Below are 20,212 nucleotides of genomic sequence, written 5' to 3' on the forward strand. Positions count from 1 at the left end.
GTTCCTCCCGGATAGTGGCGCGGCTCAGAAGAGCGCGCCGCCCGCGATCTCACTGTGGGCCTGCACTTCGGGCCCCACCTCGTCCAGCCGGCCCTTGATGTCCACCAGAACCGCCAGTTCATGCTCCGTGAGGGAGCCGAGCACCTCCTGCTGCTCCTCGGTGAGAGCGTCGACGGCGAACCCCGCCCTCTGCAGAAGTTCGAGCGGCGAGCGGTCCTCGGTCATTCAGTTCCTCCCGGAGCGGTCGCAAGGTGCGAGAACAGACGGGTGACCCCGTCGGTCGTACGGAGCGCGCTGACGGCTACCAAGGCCTGATGGGCAGTGGTGAGCGGCAGAGTGTCGAGAAGTGCATCCAGTGCGGCGACGTGTCCACAATCCAGGTCCGCGTGCTCACGGACCGTACGGAATGCCTTGTCGGGGAGACCGGTGCTGGCGGCGAGCCGGTCCGCCAGCCAGGGCGCCGGGGCGTTGTCCTCCAAGACGAGGATGTAGCCGAGCAGGGCGACGGGATGATGGTGCTCGATCCAGTAGTACTGTGCTCCGGCCAAGTCGGCGACAATGGGGGAGGGCAGTCTGTCGAACGCGGCCGCGGGGTCGGCTCCGGCGGCGGCCAGATCGGCGAGAAGCCACTGGTCGTGCCCCCGCTCCTCCTCCGCGTGCCGCTGCAGATACCGGCCGAGCGGGTCGGCGGCCGGATCGTGCGGAGCAAGCTGCGCACAGCGCCGGGCCGCCTGCTCCATCAGGGGTACGGATGCCCGGATCAGCGCGTGCATGGTGTACAGGTACTCGACATAGCGGTGTCCGAGGCCAGACGGCTGCCACAGCGCGGTCGCCGCGGAATGCAGCGCGGGCGCGACGAGGTCCAGTTTGACGCGTAGCGCGGCGGAAGAGGTCAGACGGTTCACCGGGGGTCTCCAGTGACGGCCGGCAGCGTCACCAGGTCGGCGTAGGGTGCGCAGCCGTATCGCCGCAGTAGCTCGACCGGACCGGCATCGGTCTGCATCCTGGCGGCCTCCCGGTCCAGCAGCTCGCCGACGAGGCCGGACGCGTCCCGCACGGCACCGGCGATCACCTCCGAGTGCTCGGACAGGCTTCGGCATCCGGCGCAGTAGCCGGACTCGCCGGATCCGGGGGCGTACCGGCCGTAGAGATGGGCGGGTCCGACGGCCCGGACCATCCGCAGTACCGGCGATGACAGCGAACGGCGGCGTACGGTCGCCCAGCCGTCCTCGGCGATGTGGCCGAGCAGCAGGTGCGCGGGGGCAGGTCTGCGGTCCACCGTCTGCTGGTTGCAGCAGGCCAGCACCGCGCCGTCGAAGGCCACCACCGGCCACGCGGCCATGGCGCACGGCAGCGCGCGGTCTCCGTCGGGGCGGTGCGCGGTGGCGGCGGCCCAGGCGGCGGCCCGGCCCACCGGGCGTACCTCGTTGACCAGCATTGGCACCCGGTCGGCGAACTCCCGCCTGATCGCGTTGGTCACGTCCGCGAGGTAGGGGTCCTCCGGTGCCGTGCCGGTGAGGTGGAAGCTGACGGGGATTCCCGAGTCGAGCACCTGTCGCACCGCCCGGAAGACGTGGGTGCGGGGTATCTCCCGCTCGTGGAAGGGGTCAAGGCTTGCCGAGAAGTGGTCGACGGCACTGATCGCGCGCATGATCGGCGGCGGTATGCGTTCACCTCGGGCGAAGAACATCCCGCTCAGCAGCACACTGCGCGAGCCGGCCGTCCTGATGCGGGTGGCCAGTTGGTACGCCAGACCGGGCAGAAGCAGAGGTTCCCCACCGGTCAGCATGACCGCCTCGGGACGGTCTTTTGCGGTGAACGACCCGACGAATCGCAGCAGTTGCTCCGCAACGGGCTCCTCGGCAGCCATCGTGGACGATGTCGAGCAGTGCGCGCAGCTGAGCGGGCAGCGCCGCGTGAGGGTGAGCAACAGGCCGGCGCCGGGTACTGGCCGCAATGCGATGAGCTCGGCCAGTTCCATGTGCCGCCCTCTCCGTCGCTCGGTGCGCCGCCCGGGCGCGGCTGTCTCACGCAAGTGTCCGGACGGGCGGTTCGGATGCGGCTGGGGAGCGGCGTGTAACCGGTATATCTGCCGTCCAGGAGTGCGACGTGAAGTTGGCGACCGGACGGCAGGCGCGGCCAGGTGACCGAAAATCTCCTCCGACCTGGCAGAACGCCTTTTCCATACCGTTGGCGGGCCGTTGTCGAACTTCCCCTGCCTAACTTCTCGTCTCGTCGGGGATGGCAGCTCCCGCCCGGCTTCGTTTGCCAACCGTCTTCACGAACAGAGGAGAGATCGTCATGGCTGAGAACACCGAGCCGACCAACAACACGTCCGAGTCCGAGGACGCCGCGGAGGTCGAGGCCCACTCGGTTCTGGACAACCAGGGCCTGGGCAAGGACATGGACAAGTCCGAGAGCGCCTGCATCAGCCTCGTCAGCTCGATCGAGAACCCCAGGTAACACTCAGGCGCAGGGCGGCTCCACCGCAGCGGCGGAGCCGCCACCGCTTATCCGACTGCTGCACCCTGACCGCCGTCGCGGACTCACGGGAGATCATCGTGGCCAACAACACCGGGTCGACTAATGACGCGTACGAGTCAAAGAATGCCACGGAGGTTGAGGCCCACCCGGTCCTAGACCACCAGGGTCTGGGCGACGGTGTCGACAAGCCGGTATCTGGACGTGCCTCAGGTACTTGAGCACGATCAACGGGTTGGATTGATACCTGGGTGGGGGGCGGAAACGGCCCGCACCCCTTTCCAATCTTCCGTACCTGAGATGTCCCGGGTGCCTGTGAGCCCCCTCGCCTGTGTCCACGACTCCCAGGTGCGTAAATTCCTCTTGCCGTCCTGCGGCCCACTCCCTGGAGGGCGATCTCTTGAATGATTCGTCGTCTGGCACTGCCGGTCAGGGCAGTGCCGTCGGGCTTGGCGGCATCCGGGACTTCCGGCTGCTGTGGATCAGCGGACTGCTGGCTTCCCTGGGCTCGCAGATGTCCGCGATCGCACTTCCCCTGCTGGTGCTGCACCAGACCGGTTCTCCCGTCGAGGCCGGTGCGGTGGGCAGCGTCTCGGTCGGTGCGCTGCTGATCACCATGCTGCCCGGGGGCATGCTGGCCGACACTGTCGAGCGGAGGCGGCTCATGCGGGTATGTGACCTGGCCAGCGCGCTGGCCGCCGGGGCACTGGCGGTCGCTGTCCTGATGGGCCGGACGCCGCTCGCTCTGGTGCTGCTGGTGGCCGCGATCGGGGCTGTGATCAGCAGCCTGTACGGCCCTGCTGCTCTGGGCCTGCTGCGCGCGATCGTGCCCAGCGAACTGCTCGGCGGCGCCTCGTCCCGGTTGCAGGCCAGAGGTGCCGCCGCGCGCCTGGTCGGTCCGATAGCGGGCGGGGCGCTGTACGCGGTGCACCCGGCTCTTCCGTTCGCCGCCGAGGCCATCGGCCTGTTGCTGTCCACCAGCTGCCTGGCCTTCGTTCGCACCCGCTCGGCACCGGATCCGGGGGCCCGTTCCGCCTTCTCCAAGCGGGAGTTCGTGGCCGGGGTGACATTCATCTGGAGCCGACCGTATCTGCGCACCGTACTGCTCGTGTTCGGGCTGGGCATGAACGCGGCGTTTGGCTCCATGATGTTCGTGGCGCTGGCGACGGCCTCTCGCGGCGGAAGCTCCGGGATCGGCGGCGGCACCATCGTCTCGCTTACCGCGGTCGGCTCGCTGGCAGGGTCGCTGCTGGCCCCGAAGGTTCCTTCCGGTCTGCGGCCCGGAATGCTGATCGGTGCCACCTGCTGGGTCTGCACCGGGGCGGCCCTCCTGCTGCCGGCGAGCCGGAGCCCGCTGTACGTGGGCATGTTGTGCTCCCTGGTCATCGCCACCGCCTCCGTGGCGAGCATCGGCTTCCTCACCTCTCTGCTGACGGCCACTCCGGAGCACATGGTCGGGCGCGTGCAGAGCGCCGCCGGCTTCGTTTCCTCGCTCGTCCAGCCACTCGGCCCGCTGGCCGGTGGCGCGCTACTCGTCTCCTGCGGAGCGAGCACGACGTATCTGGTGCTGGGCGGGGTGTTCCTGACGTGCGCGGCGCTGGTCTCCTGGGCGCCGTCCGTGCGCAGGCAGCCCCCGCCAAATATGGCGGGCGTCCCGGGCCCGGTTGTGACCAGCGAGTAGCTGCATCAGCCCCACGCGCTCACCCTTGAACCCTTACCGGAGAGAGGCCACCATGGCAGATCCTCGCGAAGCGCTGATCTACGGCACCGCTGACCCCCTGTACTTCGAGACCCCCGCCCGACTGGATGACCACGCCACGCGTTTCCCGCTGGTTCTCGGCGAGATCCCGCAGGGCTGGCGTCGCTCCACCACGGGGCTGTGGGTGGTGCTGACCCCCGCCGACGCTCCGCCGACTGGCCAGGGCTGGAAGATCCATCTGTCGGCGACCCCGCATACCACGGAGCTGACCCTCGACCGGGCAGCCGCCATCTGCGTGGCCCGCGCCGTGCCGTTCAAGTTCCTGCGCAGCAGACAGGCGCTGCAGATGATGTCCGGCAAGAACATGCCGCGGGGCAGCAGCGGAAAGTTCGTCACCGTGTATCCGGCGGACGACACCCAACTGGATGAGCTGCTGGGCGAGCTGGTCGCCGCCCTGGACGGCCTCCCCGGCCCGTACATCCTCAGTGACCTGCGGATCGGCCGCGGACCGGTATACGTCCGTTACGGGGCCTTCGTTGATCAGCGGTGCCCGGACAAGAACGGCGTCCCCGTACCGGCGCTTCTCACCCCCTCCGGAGAACTCGTCCCCGATGTGCGGGCACCGGTCTTCCACGTACCCGAGTGGGTGAAGCTGCCGCCCGTCCTGGAACCGTATGTCGCCGCCCGGCGGGAGGCGCGCGACGACAGCTTCCCCTACATCATCCGCGAGGCCCTGCACTTCTCCAACGCGGGCGGCATCTACCGCGCCGAGCACCGCGAGACCGGCCAGCAGGTCGTCCTGCGGGAAGCACGGCCGTTCAGCGGACTGGACGGCGCCCGCGTCGACGGGGTGGAGCGCCTGCACAACGAGTACCGCGCACTCCTGACGCTCCAGGGACTCGAGTGCGTGCCCCGCCTCTACGGATTGCGTACCGTCTGGGAGCACCACTTCCTCATCGAGGAGTACATCGAGGGGCCGACACTCCTGGAAGCCACGATCGGCCGCTACCCGCTCCCTGGCAGAGACAGCTCCGAAACGGCCGTCCACGCGTACGCGAGCTGGGTCGCGACCGTGACCGGCCACCTGGCCGCGGCCCTGGACGCAATCCATGAACGAGGCGTGTGCTTTCGGGACGTGCACCCTCGCAACATCATCGTGCGGCCCGACGACTCCGTCGTGCTGGTGGACTTCGAGTATGCTGCCGCACTGGACGCGCCCGACCTCCCGAGGGTCGGCGCCGCCGGTTTCACGGCCCCTGCCGGGGCGACGGGTGCCGAAGCCGACGCGTACGGCCTGTGGGCGACCTGGCTGTCCACGCTGATTTTGCTGACAGAGATGATCGACCTCGATCCGGCCAAGGCCGCGGTGCTCGAAGCCGCGGTGCGGGAACACTTCCGGCTGCCCCCCACTGAGGGCCCGCGCCGGCCGGTTATCAAGGGCCGGGGGGCCGTTGGCACCGTCCCTCGGCCGACCTACGAAGCTGACGACCTCTTCGACCGCCTGCCCTTCGACTGGCCCGCGGTACGCGATCAGCTGGTCGCGGGCATCCACGCCTGCGCGACCCCGGATCGCGTCGACCGGCTGTTCCCGGCCCACTGGGAGGTCTTCGACACCGGCGGTCACACCCTCGCCCATGGCGCGGCGGGCGTACTGCTTGCTCTGCACCGGGCGGGCACGGCGGTCCCCGCGGAGTACGTCGCCTGGCTGGTGGACTCGGCGCGGCGCGCTCGCCACCAGCAGGGCTCCGGGCTCTACGACGGACTGCACGGCGCCGCCGTGGTACTGGAGGAACTCGGCCGCCACGATGAGGCACTTGAGGTGCTGTGGCTGGCCCGCACGGCCGGCGATCCGGTGCGGCCCGGCCTCTTCGGCGGGCAGGCGGGGGTGGCGCTTAGCCTCTGCGACTTCGCCGAACGTAACCGCGACGCGGAACTGCTCGACGAGGCCGTGCAGACCGCCCGGCGACTGGACACCCTGCTCCGCGAGGGGGACCAGGATGGCCTGCGGATGCCGTCCACCGCCGGATTCTTGGACGGCTTCAGCGGTCCCGCCCTGCTCCACCTGCGGCTTCACCGCATCACCGGGGAGCAGCGGTATTTGACGGCGGCGCGGGACGCCCTGGATTGGGACCTCGGGCATTGCGTCACCATGCCCGACGGCACGGTCCAGGCGAAGTACGGCCACCGCCACCTGGCCTACCTGGAGGGCGGCAGCGGTGGAATGGCGCTCGTCGCGCGGGAGTACCTGACCCACGCCGAAGATCCTGCCCTCACCGCGCTAGCGGCGGCCGTCCGTCCCATCTGCGCCTCCGAGTTCGTCCGTGAGCCGGGGCTCTTCCACGGCCGGGCCGGGCTGATCGCGATCCTGGGCCTGCTCGGCGAACCCGGTCAGGAGGAGCAGGTGCTCGGATCGATCCGCAGGCTTTCCTGGCACGCAGTACCCAAGGCCAGCGGCCTGTACTTCCCCGGGAAGGGGCTGACGCGGTTGTCCGCCGACCTCGCGACCGGCTCGGCGGGCATCCTGCTCGCCCTGCACACAGTGTTCGAGGGCAAGGGCGATCTTGGTGCGCTGCTCCCGGTTGGCATCGGCTGACGGTCCCCGGGGCCGTCAGCGGCGGTCGAGCTTCGGCTATACGGGCATAGGACGGATTCGGAAGCAAGCGTGCTCGTGGACACGGATGCTGCCCTCTTCGTGACACGCCCTCACACACAGGGGCTCACCCTCCACAGGGATGATGCAGACGCCTTCGTCCTTCAGCTGAGCGGCAGCAAGCAATGGCGTGTGCATGGGTGCCCGGCGGACGGCGAATGGCAGACCGGTGCGGTGACCGATGATGCTCCGCTGCTCCTGGGCCGTCAGCCCACCTCACTATCTTCATTCACGCGGTCAGCGCCCAACACCTGTACACGTCACTGCAAAGCCTGCTCATTGAGCGTGAGATCGCGCAGGCCGAGGTCACGCGGGCACCAAGCGCGGAACTCGCCGCGCAACTGGAGGAGTTCGACCGGGTCGCCGAGGAGGTGCGCATCACCCACAAGACCCTGCTGGCGCTGCCTGATCCGTCCCCGCCGACGCCCCGGCCGCGAAGCTGCCGGACCATCCGGCCTACCGGCAGATCATGGCGGTGTTCGCCGCGGCCGACGCCCCGCTGTGGGCACGGGCGGACTGCGAGGCGATGGATCTGGAGATCGCGCCCAGCAACGTCAACAACGTCCGGCTGAAGCTGAAGCGGCTGGTCGAACGCGGAATCTTGATCGCGTCCAAGCAGGGGTTGTTCACCCAGCCACGGTATAGCCACCCGGAGAGGCCACCGCCAGCCCGACAGCCCCAGCGCGACACCGGTACGTACCCACGACCTCACCGTGGCCCGCGCCCACGGCATCATCCAATCGTGCCTGACCCGGCAGATCCTCGTCCTCGCCGACCGGGCCTACCAGGGTGCCGGCGCAACCGTCCGCACCCCCTACTACGACCACCACGAACAGCCCGAGCACTACCAGCAGTTCAACCGTGACCACGCCCGGCTGCGGGCTCCCGGCGAACGCGCCTTCGCACAGCTGAAGTCCTGGCGACTACTACGGCGAGCCCGATGTTGAACGCGGCGTATCGGCACTGCCGTCCAAGCCATCCACACCCTCCTCACCTGCGACTATTCAGGATGAAAGAGGTTCAGTGAGCTGCTTCCATTCGGCCTCGGCTGAAGGTGCCGAACCTCAGCCACTTCACACGGGCGTGGAGCCGTAAGCGCTCCGCGCCGGTCGGCCGAGCGCTCGCGGGTCGGGATCACAGATGGTGGGTGAAGTACCGCACGGTCAGAGCAAGGAGCATGCGGCGTCGGCCCCTGTGCGCGCGGCTTTTGGAGCGGCCAGACTTGGTCCGCATCCCGTCCGGACGGCCGACAGGCGGCGTGAAGCCGACCGCACTGCGTCACAGCCCGATCGGCGACGACTCCGTGCTACGGCTGACGGGACACGAGGTCGTCGGAGGTCGCCTCGCGGGCGAAGAGGTGGGTGAGATGGGGAAGGGAGTAGGTCGCCGTGTGGGCGGTGACCTCGCTGGAGGGTGAGACGACGACGCCGTGCTCGATCATCAGCTCCAGCTCCCGCTGAGCCTGGTCCTGTTCGCACCCGAGGGCCACTGCGGCCTCCTCCACGGTGAACGTCCTCGACATGGGCAGCGTCGCCAGGCGCCGTAGCGTGGAACGGCGCGACTCGTCCAGCTGCCGCCATGCGTCGGACATATGGGATCCCACGTCGATGTCGCCCACGGCCAATTCGTCAAGTACCCTCCGGGGGTCGGTCAGCCGGGCGGCGTATTCACCGAGCGGCAGGTGGCGCAGCATGGCCAGCTTGAGGCCCGCAGCCCGGACCGCGAGTGGCAGCATTCCGCAGGCTGCGACGATTTGCTCGGCTGCCGACCGGTCACAGAGCATTCGGCCCGGGCCGATGAGCCGGCCCAGCAGCTCCAGGGCCTCGGCGGTGGAGTACGGCGACAGGTGTATCCGATGGGCCGGGGCGAGCCCGGCCAGCTGGGTGCGGGCGGTGACGATGGCGGCGCTTGGGCCGGTGTCGGGCAGCAGCGGCCGGACGCTGGCCTCGTCGGGTGCGTCGTCGAGCAGGAGCAGGACCTTGCGTCCCGCCAGCCAGGCACGCCATAGCGCGGCGGCGTGGGCGGGATCCGCGGGCAACGACCCGGCCGGGTTCGTGTACGGTAGCAGCTCGGCCGTCAGAGCCGTCGGAGACCGAGGCGATCCGTCCTTCTCCCGGAGACTCACACGGATCCGTCCGCCGGGGAACTCGTCCGCCAGCCGGTGTGCGGCACGGTCGGACAGCGCGGTCTTCCCTACACCGGCCGTCCCGATGACGAGGGTCAATGTGCCACCGGGAGCCGCCATCTCAAGCAACTCCTTCAATGGGTCGTTGCGGCCGGTGAAGTCGGCGATGTCGGGGGGAAGCGCGACAGGCGCACCGCGGCGCATGACTTCGTCGGCGTGCGGTCGCCCAGGGCCTCCCCCTTCCTCAGCGAGGACCGAGCGGTACACCGACTCCAGCACCGGGCTCGGCGACAGACCCAGGTCCCGGGAGAGGCGCTGCCGGAGCTCGTCATACGCCGACAGAGCCTCGGCCCGGCGTCCCGAGCGGTACAGGGCCGTCAGCTGCGCGGACCGTAGTCGTTCCCGAAGCGGGTGCTCCTCGACCAGGACGCTCACGAACTCCGCCACCTCACGGGTCTGGCCGGCCTCCAGTGCGACCTCGGACCAGTCCTCGCAGACGGCCAGATAGCGAGTCGTCAGCCGTGCGGCCTCGTCCTGGACTGGTTCCGAGCAGGCCAGCTCGGGCAGCGGGGGACCGGTCCACAGGTGCCTCGCCCGGCTGAGCAGCCGGGCTGCGAGTTCGGTGTCGCCGTCGTCGGCCGCCGTGCGACCGGCCCGCGCAAGCGCCTGCAGTTCCAGAGAGTCCAGTTCGGAGTCGGCCAACTGGAGCAGATAGCCTCCCGTGCGGCTGATGAGTCGATCCCCGACACCGGCCTCGGCCAGTGTCTTGCGCAGTGCAGAGATGTACACCTGAAGGTTCTTGCGTGCTGTTCTCGGAGGCTCGTCGACCCATACCGCCTCAGTCAGCAGGTCGACCGAGACCAGCGCGTTGGGGCGGCACAACAGCATGGCGAGAACCAATCGCTGTTTGAGAGGGCCGAGCTGGAGCGCGTGCCCCCGTGCCCGGGCGGAGAGGGGCCCCAGAACGGTGAAGCGCACAGCCTCCGGACGCGGTCCGAGGTCGGGCAGGTCACTCATGCTGATCGGCCTCCGCTTCGTCGTACACTCCGTCGACCTCGGCATCCCCGGGGTGCCGTCCCGCTTCGCTGACTCGGGCGCAGTCTCCTGAGTGTTCACCTGGGGGCTCGCCGACCCGCCGGGCGCGGTCACCCGATGCCGTCTCGACGCCGGAGTCCCGGGCGGTCACTTTGGTGGGGCCCATCACGGGGACGTACACGTGCGCTCCTGTGTTACTGGACGGGAGGCGACGGAGGTATTTGCGGCGGGACTTACGCACCGCCAGAAGCCGTCAGTCCGGAGACGACTGTGCCGTGGATGGTGATCCCTAACATTGGGGAAACCCCCACATCCGACCTGTCGGCGGAGGCGGCCCCGCAACCGTCTCGGTCCTGTTGCTGCGTCGGGCGAGTGCTCGCCCGGCTCGGGCAAAGCGGCCTGGCGGTGGACGGGGCAACGGCTCGACAGCCCACAGCAGCTCTCTGCATCTGTTGGCCGTGGCCGTTCGGACTGAGTGGAGAGGCGTGCTGGTTGCCGCCGAGCGTGTCCCGGTGAGGCGCGATCAGGATCTCGAGTTCGGCTCGGGGCGGAAGGTGAGTGCGCGGCCGAGGGGTAAGTTGCTGTGTGATGCCCGCGGATCGCACGGGCCGCACTATCGGGGACTCGACCTGGGGCACAGGGTGCCCCAGTCGTTGGTGGTCTCTCGATCAGGCAGTGCTTCGTTTGCCTCCAGGGCAGATGACGGTGTGATGGTCAGTCGCTGGTGAAGCGCCTTTTGCCGAAGAGGTTTTTCGATCACCTGCTTCCGGTTCGTGGACGCGAACGCACCACCCGCACGGCCTGCCGGTCGGTGAGCCCCTCCGCGAACGGCGAGACTGACACCAGCGCCAGTACCCAGAGGAGCGACTGGCAGTGGCATGTTGTACAAAAGCCCTACACGAACTGGAACCTGTGCGTTCCGTCTGGGGGTTGATCCCCGGACGAATCAGCCGCCTGCGGCTGTGACTGCGCTCCGGCGTCGGAGGGGAGATCCTCGTGGTTGACCAGAATGGCCAGACGGAGGAACCGACCGGCAGGGCGCCGTTCGTCGGCAGGGGCGTGGAGCTCGGCCGGTTGAGTTCGGTGCTGGAAAAGCTGGGGCAGGGGGGTCCAGCGGTCGTCGACGTCACGGGTGAGGCGGGGATTGGCAAGAGCCGGCTCGTGGCGGAGTTCGGTGCTCGGGCCCGCGGGCACGGGCTGACGGTGCTGCGGGGGCGGGCCACGGAGTACGAACGGCATAGCCCGTTCCGGCCGTTCGCCGATGCCTTCGCCGACCTTGACCCGGTGACAGAGCGCCGCTTCCCCGGGCTTGCGGAGTTGTCTCCGGTACTGCATGGTGCCGGCGAAGCCCCGGCCGGGCTGGGCACCGCCGACCGTTTCGGCCTGTACCAGGCCACGGCGGCCGCGCTGGGCCGGCTGGGCGGGGCGGGGCTCGTGATGATGCTGGAGGACCTGCACTGGGCGGATCCGGCGTCGCTGGAACTGGTGGACCACCTTGTCCGTCACCCTGTACCGGCGCCGTTCCTGCTCGTTGTCTCACGCCGGGACCGGCAGGCTCCTGCGGCCCTCAGCGCCGCACTCACCCGTGGCGTCGACGCCGGGACTGTGCTGCGGATCGGCCTGGGGCCCCTCCCTGAACGCGACTGCGTCGAGGAGCTGGCCGGCGACCTTCCGCCGTCGCTGGCGGCCCAGCTGTACGAGGCGAGCGACGGCAACCCGCTGTACTTCCTTGCGCTCCTCAAGGCCCACCGCGGGACACGCCCGGGGATGGAGCCCTCCCAGGCGGTAATCCCCGCAATGGTCGGCGAACTGGACGGTTCGCCCATCGGACTGGGAGCGTTGCTGCTCGACGAACTCGCGCCGCTGAGCCCGCTGGAACGCCGGATCGTGGAGGCCGCGGCCGTCCTCGGGGAGGACACCACACCCGCGATGCTCGGCTCCCTCACCGACTCCACCCCCCAGGACGTCATCGAGGCCCTGCGCGGGCTGACGGTGCGCGACCTGGTACGGCGGGGACACGATGGGCGGCGGCTGGCACTGCGTCACCCGCTGATCCGGGCGCTGGTCCACGAAGGCATCGAACCCTGGCGACGCGACGAGCTGCACCGCCGGGCAGCGGCCGAACTCGCCGGGGCCGGCGCTTCCGTCGTGCAGCAGGCGCACCATGTCGAACAGTCAGTGAGCAGCTGGGACCAGCAGGCGGCTGCCATCCTCATCGCCGCCGCAGAGCAGACCGTCGCGATCGCCCCGGCCACCTCCGCCCACTGGCTCCAGGTCGTGCTGCGGATTCTGCCGGACAGCCGTGAACACCTGGCGAAACGTGGTGAGTTGATGCTGCTCAGGGCCCGCGCGCTCGGCATGAGCGGTGGGCTGAAGGAGAGCCGGGACCTGCTGCACCAGGTGATGGACATGCCGGAGGCGGACGGCTATGAGGACATCCGTACCTCCGCGGTCATGCTGGGCGTCCGGATGGAACGCAAACTCGGACACCATCGGGAGGCCGAAGCGCTGCTCCGCCGCGAATTGGACCGCAGTCCCGGGCCATCGCCGGCGCAGACCGTCAGACTCGGCCTCGAACTGTGTTCCTGCGCGATCGCCACTACCCGCTTCCCGGAGGTCCGGGCGGACATGGCCGAGGTCCTGGCGACCGCGCGCTCCCTCGGCGACGAGATCGGCGAGACCGGCGCCCTGACGCTGATCGCCCTGGGAGAGGCCTACGAGGGCGACATGGTCAGGGCCCGCAGTTTCGCCAGGTCGGCGGCCGAACTGATGGACGCACTGACCGACACCGACCTTGCCGAGCTGTGTGAATACCTGTGCGTACTGGGCTGGACCGAGGTGTTCCTGGAGAGTTACAACGACGCCGAAGGCCACCTGGAGCGTGGGCTGGAGATCGCCCGGCGCACCGGCCAGGTCTCCCTCCTGCCGCACTTCCTGACGGTGCAGGCGCACATCCACTTCGATACCTGCCGGATCACCACGGCACTGGAACTCGCCGAGCAGGCGGAGTCGATCGCGCGGTCACTGGGCTGTTGCAGGGACCTCCTTGCCTTCATCCTGGCCTTCCAGACCCACGTCCTGATTGAGGCCCGTCCTCCGGGTCGTCGGGCCGCGCTGTCTGTGGCCGAGGAGGCGGTGGCGGTCTGCAACAGCGACAGTTGGTGGGCGAGTCTGGCGGCTTGTGCGCTCGCCCACGCGGCGTTCGACGCCGGCGATCCGCACCGGGCGGTAGACATCCTGTTGCGCGGCGGTGGTGACAGTGACGTGCGCCACTTGCAGCCCACGGTGCGTCCTGGCTATCTGGAACTGCTCACCAATGCCGCGCTTGCCACCGGCAAACCGGAAGACGCCGCACACTGGGCCGAGCTCGCGCACAAGGAAGCGGCGCAGCTGGGGCTGCGCGCTCAGCGCTCAGCGGCGCTGCGTGGTCTCGCCCAGGTCGCCGCTCACCACGGCGAGTCCGCCGAGGCCGCTCGGCTGTTCGCCGAGGCCGCGGAGCTGAGCGCCCGGTCCGGGGCGACACTCAGAGAGGCGCAGTCCTTGCTTCTCGCGTCCGCGAACAAAAGGGCCGCAGGCGACGCCGCCGACGCTGCCATGATGTGGCACCGGGGATACCGCCTGGCCTCGGAAGGGGGCACACGCCTGCTGGTCGGCTTGGCTGAACGCATAGGCCCGGCAGTCTTCGCCGTCCGGCCGGAGCCGGCCGACGAACTCGCCATGCTGACCACCCGCGAACGAGAGGTCGCCGGCCTGGTCGCGGAAGGTCTCCGCAGTCAGGCGATCGCCACCAAGCTCCACCTCAGCCCGCGCACCATCGAATCCCACATCGCCAGTATCTACCGCAAGTCCGGAGCGACCTCCAGGGCCGCACTGGCCTCCATCGTGATCCGTAACAGCGACCCGAAATCCCGGCGCGCTTGATACAGCGCTTGGTGTGCGCTGAAGTACGGACTCCTCGGAGTCATCTGAGCGGGACGTGTTCACCTGGAGCCCGCCGTGCGCTGCCTGAGCACCAGGTCGCTTCCGCCGTCGGCCACCCAGCGCCCGAGGGCCGCGGGGCGGGGCAACTCACGCCATGCTTCGGGCGGCCGAGGCGCAACAGGGGGCTTGGCAGGTCAGTCAGTGTGATGCATCAGCTGGTCGCCCTGGCCCAGACCGAACAGTGCTGCTGCTGAGCCGCCGCGCACCACCAGTTCGGCGAAACCCACACCCGAACTGCCAACGGTGATCCCCGGCTCGCCGAGCGGGACATCGGGCAGCCGGTCGTAGTAGGGCACCGGGATGCTCCGGCCGTCTCGGCGGTTGAGGACGGGCAGCCCGGCCGCACCGTCGTAGCCGGGAAGGGCGGCGGCAGGCCGATCGAGCTTGCAGTTGCCGAAGTTGTCCACCACGGCGACCCGCACCGCTTGGGCCGTCGCTTCCGGTGCGGGCTTCGGCAGCGGGTGCGGTTGTCCGGGAACCGGGTGCTCGTCCACCAGCCAGCGGGCCAGCAGTGGCACGTACCAGAGGCTGCGGAACTGGGTTCGCTCGATCTCGTCGACTTCTGACGGGTCCAACTTCGCCCACTGCGCGGCAGCGGTCTCCAACACCTCGCTCACGTCGGTGACCCGCACTTCCGCCACGCCCAGGTAGGTCGACAACGGAGCGAGGACGCGGTGGTTCAACGTGCTGATGACCAGGTGACCCCGGTAACGGAAGTAGCAGAACGGCGCCCCGTTGGGCCAATGTCCGTCCCTGGGCGCGATGTTGACCAGTACGACCACCGGGTATGTCGGCCCGCCCACCAGGTCGGTGGCGCGCAGCACGTCGAGCAGCGTCAGGGCGGCGGCCCCATCCGGGTCCGGTCCGCCCAGAGGGAGGATGGTAGGGGTGGCGCCGAAGAGGGCGGCGATCCGGGCGGACTGGCGGGCCAGTGCGTTGGGGTCGGCGCAGTCGGTGAGGGAGATGACGGCTGGATGGGACATGGCGGGTCTTGGCCTTCTGTTCGTGGACAACAAAAAACGGACCCTCCGTTTCGGAGGGTCCGTCGCGTCTCGCGCGCACGGCTTCGCTAGCGAAGCGCCTCCGAAGTCCGGGGCATCATTCGCATCATGGCGAGCGTGGTGGTGTGCGGCATGGGGCGCAATGTAGCACCGATCGGACGCCGCCTGTCCAGCCGTCCAAGCCCGTGGCCCTGCGGAGTGGGCGCGTCGCGGGGTGCGCCGCGGTGCCAGGCCCGCAGACGGCGACAGCGGGAGGTCGCATCGCGGTTCCAACGTCGCCTTCCCGGGCGCCGCCGGCCGGGCTCGAGGTCAACCTGGTAGGCAGAACTGGAATACGCCGGAAACGTGCTGTAGGCCGTCAGATCGGTGGTGATCTGAGACTCTCTGGCCCACCGGCGGGTCACCCGTTCGTGGGTTCTTCTGCTGACTCGCGGCGAGGTGCCTGGATAACTTCTTCCCTGGTCATGTGTTTGCGATCCAGTCGATGACGAAAAAGGTCGAGGCGTTTCGCAAGTTCAGCAACTGGCTGATGTTCGCCTCCGACGTGCTCGAGGACAACGACCCGGACCACCAGGAGAAGACCATCAAGTTCAACGAGTTGCTGGCGAACTGCCTCATTTTTCATACCGCGGTGGACATCACGAAGGTGGCCAACGACCTCATCGACGAGGGGTGGGAGGTGGACCCGGTTGATCTGGCCACCGTCACCCCGTACATCACGAGCAAGACCCGGCGCTTCGGGACCTGGCACCTGGACATGGAGCCGCCTGAGAACGAGGCGGTGGGGTGGCTGCGGATGGCCGCGTGACTCGACCTCCCCCCGCCCGTGACCTTGCCCGGTCCTCGTGCACCGGTGTATGCCGCTTCATCCCGGACGGCGAAGCGGTGATCGCTCCCGCACGCGCGGGGCGCTCCGCACCGCCTTCCCGGGGGCGGCTCTCGCTAATAAGGACCCACCACGGGGGCCAGTTGAGATCGGAGGGTGCCGGCGTGGGGCTGCAGGGAGCCGCCGAAAGCGGCGGATCCGATGGTGAAGGCGTCGGCTCCGGCTGATGCGAGCGCCTGTATCTGGTCTGTGCTGGTGATGGAGCCGGCGACGACCAGGCGGCCGGTGGTGGCGGCGCGGGCGGCGCGGACCAGGTCGAGAGGGTCGGCATCAGTGGCGCGGTACGCGAGGAGGTCGACGCCGGCGCAACCGGCGGCCTCCGCTCGTCGGCAGTCGTCGGCGATGCGTTCCGGGGTGCCGGCGAGGCGGGTGGGGTGCCCCAGGGGTTCTCCCGCGAAGGGCAGGTAACCGATGGACGTGCCCTGAAGGACGCTGAGGGTCTCCTCGATCCAGGTGCCGCCCATCAGCCAGTCGACGCCGAGTTCGGTGGCCGTCCGTACCGAGGCAAGGGCCTGCTCCCGGTGGGTGCTGACGACTTCGAGGTAGGTGGTGGCGCCCATGTCCTTGATGCGCGTGTGGAGCTGGGCGAGGGTGTCGGGGTCAACACCGATGTCTTTGAATCCGATATGGGTGATGCCGAGGTCCTCGATGGTGTCGAGGACCTCGAGGCAGTCGGTGACGGTGCGGTCGTCGCGGGTGAGCATGAAGATGAAGTCCATGGTGTCCTTCGGCTTTGTGTTCCGGGGGTTGATGTGCGTCGGCGGGTCAGGGGCGGTCCGGTGCCCCTGAGGACAGGCGGTCGGCGTGCGTCAGGGCGGTGAGCAGGCTGGTGTGGTCGGCCGTGCCGAGACCTGCGATGTCGAAGGCGGTGCCGTGGTCCACGCTGGTGCGGATGAAGGGCAGGCCGATGGTGATGTTGACGCCGTGTTCGATCCCGAGGTACTTGACGGGGATGAGGCCCTGGTCGTGGTACTGGGCGACCACGGCGTCGAAGGCTCCGGTGCGGGCTCGCATGAAGACGGTGTCGGCGGGCCAGGGTCCGCTGGCCTGGATGCCTTCGCTCTGCGCGGTCTGGATGGCGGGGGTGATGATGTCCAGGTCCTCCCGGCCGAAAAGGCCGTTCTCCCCTGCGTGGGGGTTGAGGCCGGCGACGGCGATGCGGGGGGTGGGCAGGCCGCTGCGCTGGAGTGTGCGGTGGGTGAGGCGGATGATGTCGAGTTCGCGGGCTGTGGTTATCGCGTCGATTGCGGTGCGGAGGGACTGGTGCACGGTGACCAGGACGATCCGCAGTTCGTCGGTGGCCATCATCATCGCGTAGTCCGTGGTGCCGGACAGGTCGGCGAGGATCTCGGTGTGCCCGGGGTAGGGGACGCCGGACATGCGCAGTGCTTCCTTGTTGATCGGCGCGGTCACCAGAGCCCGTATCTCGTGGGCCATCGCGAGCCGGATACCGCGGCGGACGTACTGGAAGGACGCCGCTCCGGCCCGGGCGTCGAGTGTGCCCCAGGGCAGGTCGGCCGGAAGACCGTCCTCGGCAAGGACGTCCACCGTGCCGGGTGCGAACTTCGCCTGGTCGACTGATGAGATGGGGCGGATCGCGAGGTGGGTGTCGGCGATCTTGTTGGCGCGGGCGAGGACGTCCATGTCGCCGATGACGACGACGGGCACGGTGCGCCGGGAATCGGCGCACGCTTTGAGGGTGATCTCGGGGCCGATTCCACAGGGGTCGCCCATGGTGATGGCGATCGGGGTCATGCATGCTCTCCTGGGTCGAGGGGATGTCGGATGAGGTGGCACAAGCGCAGGAGCATGGCGTCGTCCCCGAAGCCGCCCGCCTTGATCAGGACGGGGAGGGGGAGTCGGCCGATCAGAGATCCGCGGACGACGCCGGGTTCGGGTTCGTCGAGCAGGTCGATGCCGGTGGCACCGAGGGGCTGGAGCACGGTGGTGGCCGTTTCTCCCCCCGTGATGACGAGTGCGTCGACCGTGTGGTCTTCGGTCAGCGCCTTGACGACTGCTGCCTGAGAGCGGGCGAGTACTTGTGCGGTCTGTGGCGTGTGGCGTTCATCGGGTGTCTGCAGGGTGAGGATGGGGGCCGTCAGGCCTCGCAGCGTCTCCACGGCCGGGGCCGGATCGACGCTGACGGTGACACCCTGGACGTCCACCCTGGTGCGTAGCTTGACCAACTGCCGTCGGGTCGCCGGGTTGGTGCTGCCGACCACGATCAGTGGGCGTCGGGCCGGGGCGGGCGGTGATGCAGCGCTGCCGGTAGAGCGTGCACACCTTCGGGCCAGGGCGGCCGCCAGACCTGGGGAGCCGACCCACAACACTTCGTCGAGCTGCGGCACTGCTGCCACCAGACGGTCGAGGTCGCCGTCTTCGGCGGCGGAATAGACGATCAGGTCACCGTTCCCGATCAGTTTGGGCAGTTCGGCCGCCCGGCCCGGCCCGACGAGAATGGCCTCCGGGAACAGCGTCGTGAGATCCGAGCACCGCACGGGGTGTACTGGGTCGCGGGCATAGTCGCTCTCGTGGACCGGTACGTCCCGCACGTACTGGACACCTTCTACCGTCACTCTGCCCTCCGCGGGGAAGGCCGGAGCGATGACGACGGTCCGTCTCCGCGATCCCGCCCACGCAGCTCGGACCTCTGCCGCCACATGACCGCGCAGGGTGGAATCCACCGTTTTGACGAGCAACTCGGAGCCACCGAACAGGTGTGCCGCCCGCCGCGTACGCATGGCGGCGACCTCCTCGTCCAGTACTCGGCTCCCAAGGTCGACCGCGGTCACGCCCGTGGCGTGCCGCGGCACCGCTGCCGGGGTAGCGAGCAGGATCCGGGCGTCGTGGCCGACCCGGCGGAACGGCGCGGCACCGTCCCCTGCGCTGGTGAGGTCATCCGCCAGGATGGCGATACCCTGCCGCACGTCGTTGCGGAATGTCATGCCCCACCTCTCCGTTAGCTACCCTTATCTGTGACCAGATCAATAGTCGTGCAGATGAAAGGGCAGTACAAACGATTCATTCTCACAAGACGTGTGAGTACAATTCACTCATGCGATGGTCGGCCCTTCCTCCTATGAATACGCTGCTGCCCTTCGAAGCGACCGTCCGGCACGCGAGCATGACCGCGGCGGCGCAGGAACTGCATGTCACGCACGGCGCGGTGAGCCGACAGGTCCAGAACCTGGAACGGTCCCTTGGAATGTCACTGTTCGAGCGACAGACACGCGGCCTGCGCCCGACTCCGCAGGCTCGCCAGCTGGCGGCCATCGTCCGGGACGCGCTCGATCAGATCGATGCGGCAGCCCGGCAGATCTCACACCGCAAACCCGCAGGACCGCTCACCCTCTCGTGTGAGCCCACACTCCTGATGCGATGGCTCATTCCCCGGCTCCCCGATCTGGCCGTGAACGTGCCGGACGTCGCCGTCCACCTGTCCGCAGGCGGCGGCCCTGTCTACTTCGAGCGGGACAACATCGACCTCGCGATCCGCCGAGACGACTTCCCGTTCCCCGAAGAGGCGAGCCGGACCCGCTTGTTCGCAGAGCGGATCGGACCCGTCTGTCGGCCCGATCTCGCGACCCGTCTGACCGGCGCCGCCGGCGTATCGCAGGTAGCCCTTCTGCACACCGACACACGACCGCAGGCGTGGGACGACTGGCGACGTGTCACCGGCATGAAAGCAGAGCCCGCCTCCCAGCAGACCCTGGAGCACTTCTACCTGACCCTCCAGGCTGCCGTGGCCGGCGTCGGGGTCGCAATCGCCCCGTATGCCGTCGTCCGTGACGACCTAGAGCGAGGGCAACTCGTCGCACCCTTCGGTTTCGTCCCCGACGGCACCAGCTACCACCTCCTCAGCCGTCATTCACCCGAGCAAGACGGACGCGTCCGCCAGTTGACGGCATGGCTGCGGGCCGAGACGAGCCAGCTCGAAAACGATTCCGAACCGGTGTGACCGCTGGGCTTATCGGACCTTCGTTGCTTGGCGTCCAGTCTGGTTGCTGCCGTAGTAAATGCCGGATTCACTGGCAGTCCGGCACCGCCCAGTTCCTGCCCCGGCTGAGCGCCCGCCGCACCCGAGGCCCGCTGTTCCTCACCGACCGCAAGGCCTCGGCCGGAACGCCGGCGCTCGACGTATGCCCGGAGACCTGCCGGGCCCCGTTCTCCTACCGCCGGGCTGAGGAGATCTTCGAGGAGAACACCCGGCTGCTGGTCAACCCGCTCGCCTCCCGGGAGGACATCGAGAACCTCGACGGCTGACACTCCACCGGCTCACACAGTGTGTTGACACATGATGCGGAGAACGGAACGTCCACGCCGATGCTACTGGCCCGCTCCCGCCACGCCTCCG

17 protein-coding genes and 2 pseudogenes are annotated in these 20,212 nt (G+C 68.9%); 9 read left to right on the forward strand and 10 right to left on the reverse strand.

Translation table 11 applies throughout. The annotated features are described in order from the left end of the window. Positions 1-24 precede the first annotated feature (24 nt). From ACWC09_RS27415 to ACWC09_RS27425, 3 genes are read right to left on the reverse strand one after another with little or no spacing between them, the layout of a single operon-like run. Positions 25-225, reverse strand: coding sequence for an aroma-sacti cluster domain-containing protein (locus ACWC09_RS27415; protein ID WP_450853386.1), 201 nt, complete (start codon positions 223-225; stop codon positions 25-27). Next, the gene (locus ACWC09_RS27420) at positions 222-905 is read right to left on the reverse strand and encodes an iron-containing redox enzyme family protein (protein WP_450853388.1); all 684 of its coding nucleotides are present in this window, start codon (positions 903-905) and stop codon (positions 222-224) included. The genes ACWC09_RS27415 and ACWC09_RS27420 overlap by 4 nt, the downstream gene beginning before the upstream one ends. Beyond that, on the reverse strand, positions 902-1,981 hold the full coding sequence (locus ACWC09_RS27425) for a radical SAM protein (RefSeq protein ID WP_450853389.1): 1,080 nt from the start codon (positions 1,979-1,981) through the stop codon (positions 902-904). Before ACWC09_RS27425 ends, ACWC09_RS27420 begins: the two co-directional genes overlap by 4 nt. A gap of 320 nt (positions 1,982-2,301) precedes the next feature. Here ACWC09_RS27425 and ACWC09_RS27430 point away from each other — a divergent pair, with 320 nt between their 5' ends. The 4 genes and pseudogenes from ACWC09_RS27430 to ACWC09_RS27445 form a co-directional block, all read left to right on the forward strand. After that, complete coding sequence (locus ACWC09_RS27430) at positions 2,302-2,463, forward strand: hypothetical protein (protein WP_450853390.1); 162 nt, start codon at positions 2,302-2,304, stop codon at positions 2,461-2,463. Positions 2,464-2,881: 418 nt separating this feature from the next. After that, complete coding sequence (locus ACWC09_RS27435) at positions 2,882-4,162, forward strand: MFS transporter (RefSeq protein WP_450853391.1); 1,281 nt, start codon at positions 2,882-2,884, stop codon at positions 4,160-4,162. Positions 4,163-4,214: 52 nt separating this feature from the next. Next, positions 4,215-6,773: a class III lanthionine synthetase LanKC gene (gene lanKC, locus ACWC09_RS27440; RefSeq protein WP_450853392.1), complete on the forward strand. Its 2,559-nt coding sequence runs from the start codon at positions 4,215-4,217 to the stop codon at positions 6,771-6,773. Between the two features lie 75 nt (positions 6,774-6,848). Beyond that, positions 6,849-6,959: pseudogene (locus ACWC09_RS27445) on the forward strand (JmjC domain-containing protein); the annotation flags it as partial. Positions 6,960-7,090: 131 nt separating this feature from the next. Here the strand turns inward: ACWC09_RS27445 and ACWC09_RS27450 are convergent. After that, entirely contained in the window at positions 7,091-7,216 is a 126-nt protein-coding gene (locus tag ACWC09_RS27450; RefSeq protein WP_450853444.1) for a hypothetical protein, read from the reverse strand. 70 nt (positions 7,217-7,286) lie between these two features. Next, on the reverse strand, positions 7,287-7,460 hold the full coding sequence (locus ACWC09_RS27455; RefSeq protein WP_450853446.1) for a hypothetical protein: 174 nt from the start codon (positions 7,458-7,460) through the stop codon (positions 7,287-7,289). A gap of 53 nt (positions 7,461-7,513) precedes the next feature. On the opposite strand from ACWC09_RS27455, the pseudogene ACWC09_RS27460 reads away from it, so the two are divergent. Beyond that, a pseudogene (locus tag ACWC09_RS27460) lies at positions 7,514-7,843 on the forward strand (transposase family protein); the annotation flags it as partial. A gap of 293 nt (positions 7,844-8,136) precedes the next feature. Here the strand turns inward: ACWC09_RS27460 and ACWC09_RS27465 are convergent. Continuing rightward, positions 8,137-9,972 (reverse strand): BTAD domain-containing putative transcriptional regulator, encoded by a 1,836-nt coding sequence (locus ACWC09_RS27465; RefSeq protein WP_450853393.1) that lies wholly within the window; start codon positions 9,970-9,972, stop codon positions 8,137-8,139. A 1,014-nt stretch (positions 9,973-10,986) separates the two neighbouring features. Between ACWC09_RS27465 and ACWC09_RS27470 the strand changes: the two genes are divergently transcribed. Then, on the forward strand, positions 10,987-13,911 hold the full coding sequence (locus ACWC09_RS27470) for a helix-turn-helix transcriptional regulator (RefSeq protein ID WP_450853394.1): 2,925 nt from the start codon (positions 10,987-10,989) through the stop codon (positions 13,909-13,911). A 194-nt stretch (positions 13,912-14,105) separates the two neighbouring features. Here ACWC09_RS27470 and ACWC09_RS27475 read toward each other — a convergent pair whose 3' ends face one another. After that, positions 14,106-14,954 carry an SAM hydroxide adenosyltransferase gene (locus ACWC09_RS27475; RefSeq protein ID WP_450853395.1) on the reverse strand — a complete coding sequence of 283 codons (849 nt, stop codon included), beginning with the start codon at positions 14,952-14,954 and terminating at the stop codon, positions 14,106-14,108. 502 nt (positions 14,955-15,456) lie between these two features. On the opposite strand from ACWC09_RS27475, the gene ACWC09_RS27480 reads away from it, so the two are divergent. Further along, entirely contained in the window at positions 15,457-15,780 is a 324-nt protein-coding gene (locus ACWC09_RS27480) for a Tn3 family transposase (protein ID WP_450853397.1), read from the forward strand. 134 nt (positions 15,781-15,914) lie between these two features. Here ACWC09_RS27480 and ACWC09_RS27485 read toward each other — a convergent pair whose 3' ends face one another. From ACWC09_RS27485 to ACWC09_RS27495, 3 genes are read right to left on the reverse strand one after another with little or no spacing between them, the layout of a single operon-like run. Then, the gene (locus ACWC09_RS27485) at positions 15,915-16,577 is read right to left on the reverse strand and encodes a HisA/HisF-related TIM barrel protein (RefSeq protein ID WP_450853399.1); all 663 of its coding nucleotides are present in this window, start codon (positions 16,575-16,577) and stop codon (positions 15,915-15,917) included. Positions 16,578-16,623: 46 nt separating this feature from the next. Beyond that, a complete protein-coding gene (gene pdxA / locus ACWC09_RS27490; RefSeq protein WP_450853400.1) occupies positions 16,624-17,613 on the reverse strand; it encodes a 4-hydroxythreonine-4-phosphate dehydrogenase PdxA in 990 nt (329 codons plus the stop codon). After that, the gene (locus ACWC09_RS27495; protein ID WP_450853402.1) at positions 17,610-18,803 is read right to left on the reverse strand and encodes a four-carbon acid sugar kinase family protein; all 1,194 of its coding nucleotides are present in this window, start codon (positions 18,801-18,803) and stop codon (positions 17,610-17,612) included. The genes pdxA and ACWC09_RS27495 overlap by 4 nt, the downstream gene beginning before the upstream one ends. 110 nt (positions 18,804-18,913) lie before the next feature. Between ACWC09_RS27495 and ACWC09_RS27500 the strand changes: the two genes are divergently transcribed. Beyond that, the gene (locus ACWC09_RS27500) at positions 18,914-19,816 is read left to right on the forward strand and encodes a LysR substrate-binding domain-containing protein (RefSeq protein WP_450853403.1); all 903 of its coding nucleotides are present in this window, start codon (positions 18,914-18,916) and stop codon (positions 19,814-19,816) included. Positions 19,817-19,839: 23 nt separating this feature from the next. Then, positions 19,840-20,121 carry a hypothetical protein gene (locus ACWC09_RS27505; RefSeq protein ID WP_450853405.1) on the forward strand — a complete coding sequence of 94 codons (282 nt, stop codon included), beginning with the start codon at positions 19,840-19,842 and terminating at the stop codon, positions 20,119-20,121. The last annotated feature ends 91 nt before the right edge of the window (positions 20,122-20,212 follow it).

The organism is Streptomyces sp. NPDC001617 (assembly GCF_053596855.1).

What these genes read in the sequence shown, in the direction of transcription:
- ACWC09_RS27465 (WP_450853393.1), bottom strand. Translation starts at nt 9,972, where the DNA reads ATGAGTGACCTGCCCGACCTCGGACCGCGTCCGGAGGCTGTGCGCTTC.
- ACWC09_RS27495 (WP_450853402.1), bottom strand. Translation starts at nt 18,803, where the DNA reads ATGACATTCCGCAACGACGTGCGGCAGGGTATCGCCATCCTGGCGGAT.
- ACWC09_RS27475 (WP_450853395.1), bottom strand. Translation starts at nt 14,954, where the DNA reads ATGTCCCATCCAGCCGTCATCTCCCTCACCGACTGCGCCGACCCCAAC.
- ACWC09_RS27430 (WP_450853390.1), top strand. Translation starts at nt 2,302, where the DNA reads ATGGCTGAGAACACCGAGCCGACCAACAACACGTCCGAGTCCGAGGAC.
- pdxA (WP_450853400.1), bottom strand. Translation starts at nt 17,613, where the DNA reads ATGACCCCGATCGCCATCACCATGGGCGACCCCTGTGGAATCGGCCCC.
- ACWC09_RS27415 (WP_450853386.1), bottom strand. Translation starts at nt 225, where the DNA reads ATGACCGAGGACCGCTCGCCGCTCGAACTTCTGCAGAGGGCGGGGTTC.
- ACWC09_RS27485 (WP_450853399.1), bottom strand. Translation starts at nt 16,577, where the DNA reads ATGGACTTCATCTTCATGCTCACCCGCGACGACCGCACCGTCACCGAC.
- ACWC09_RS27425 (WP_450853389.1), bottom strand. Translation starts at nt 1,981, where the DNA reads ATGGAACTGGCCGAGCTCATCGCATTGCGGCCAGTACCCGGCGCCGGC.
- lanKC (WP_450853392.1), top strand. Translation starts at nt 4,215, where the DNA reads ATGGCAGATCCTCGCGAAGCGCTGATCTACGGCACCGCTGACCCCCTG.
- ACWC09_RS27500 (WP_450853403.1), top strand. Translation starts at nt 18,914, where the DNA reads ATGCGATGGTCGGCCCTTCCTCCTATGAATACGCTGCTGCCCTTCGAA.
- ACWC09_RS27480 (WP_450853397.1), top strand. Translation starts at nt 15,457, where the DNA reads ATGACGAAAAAGGTCGAGGCGTTTCGCAAGTTCAGCAACTGGCTGATG.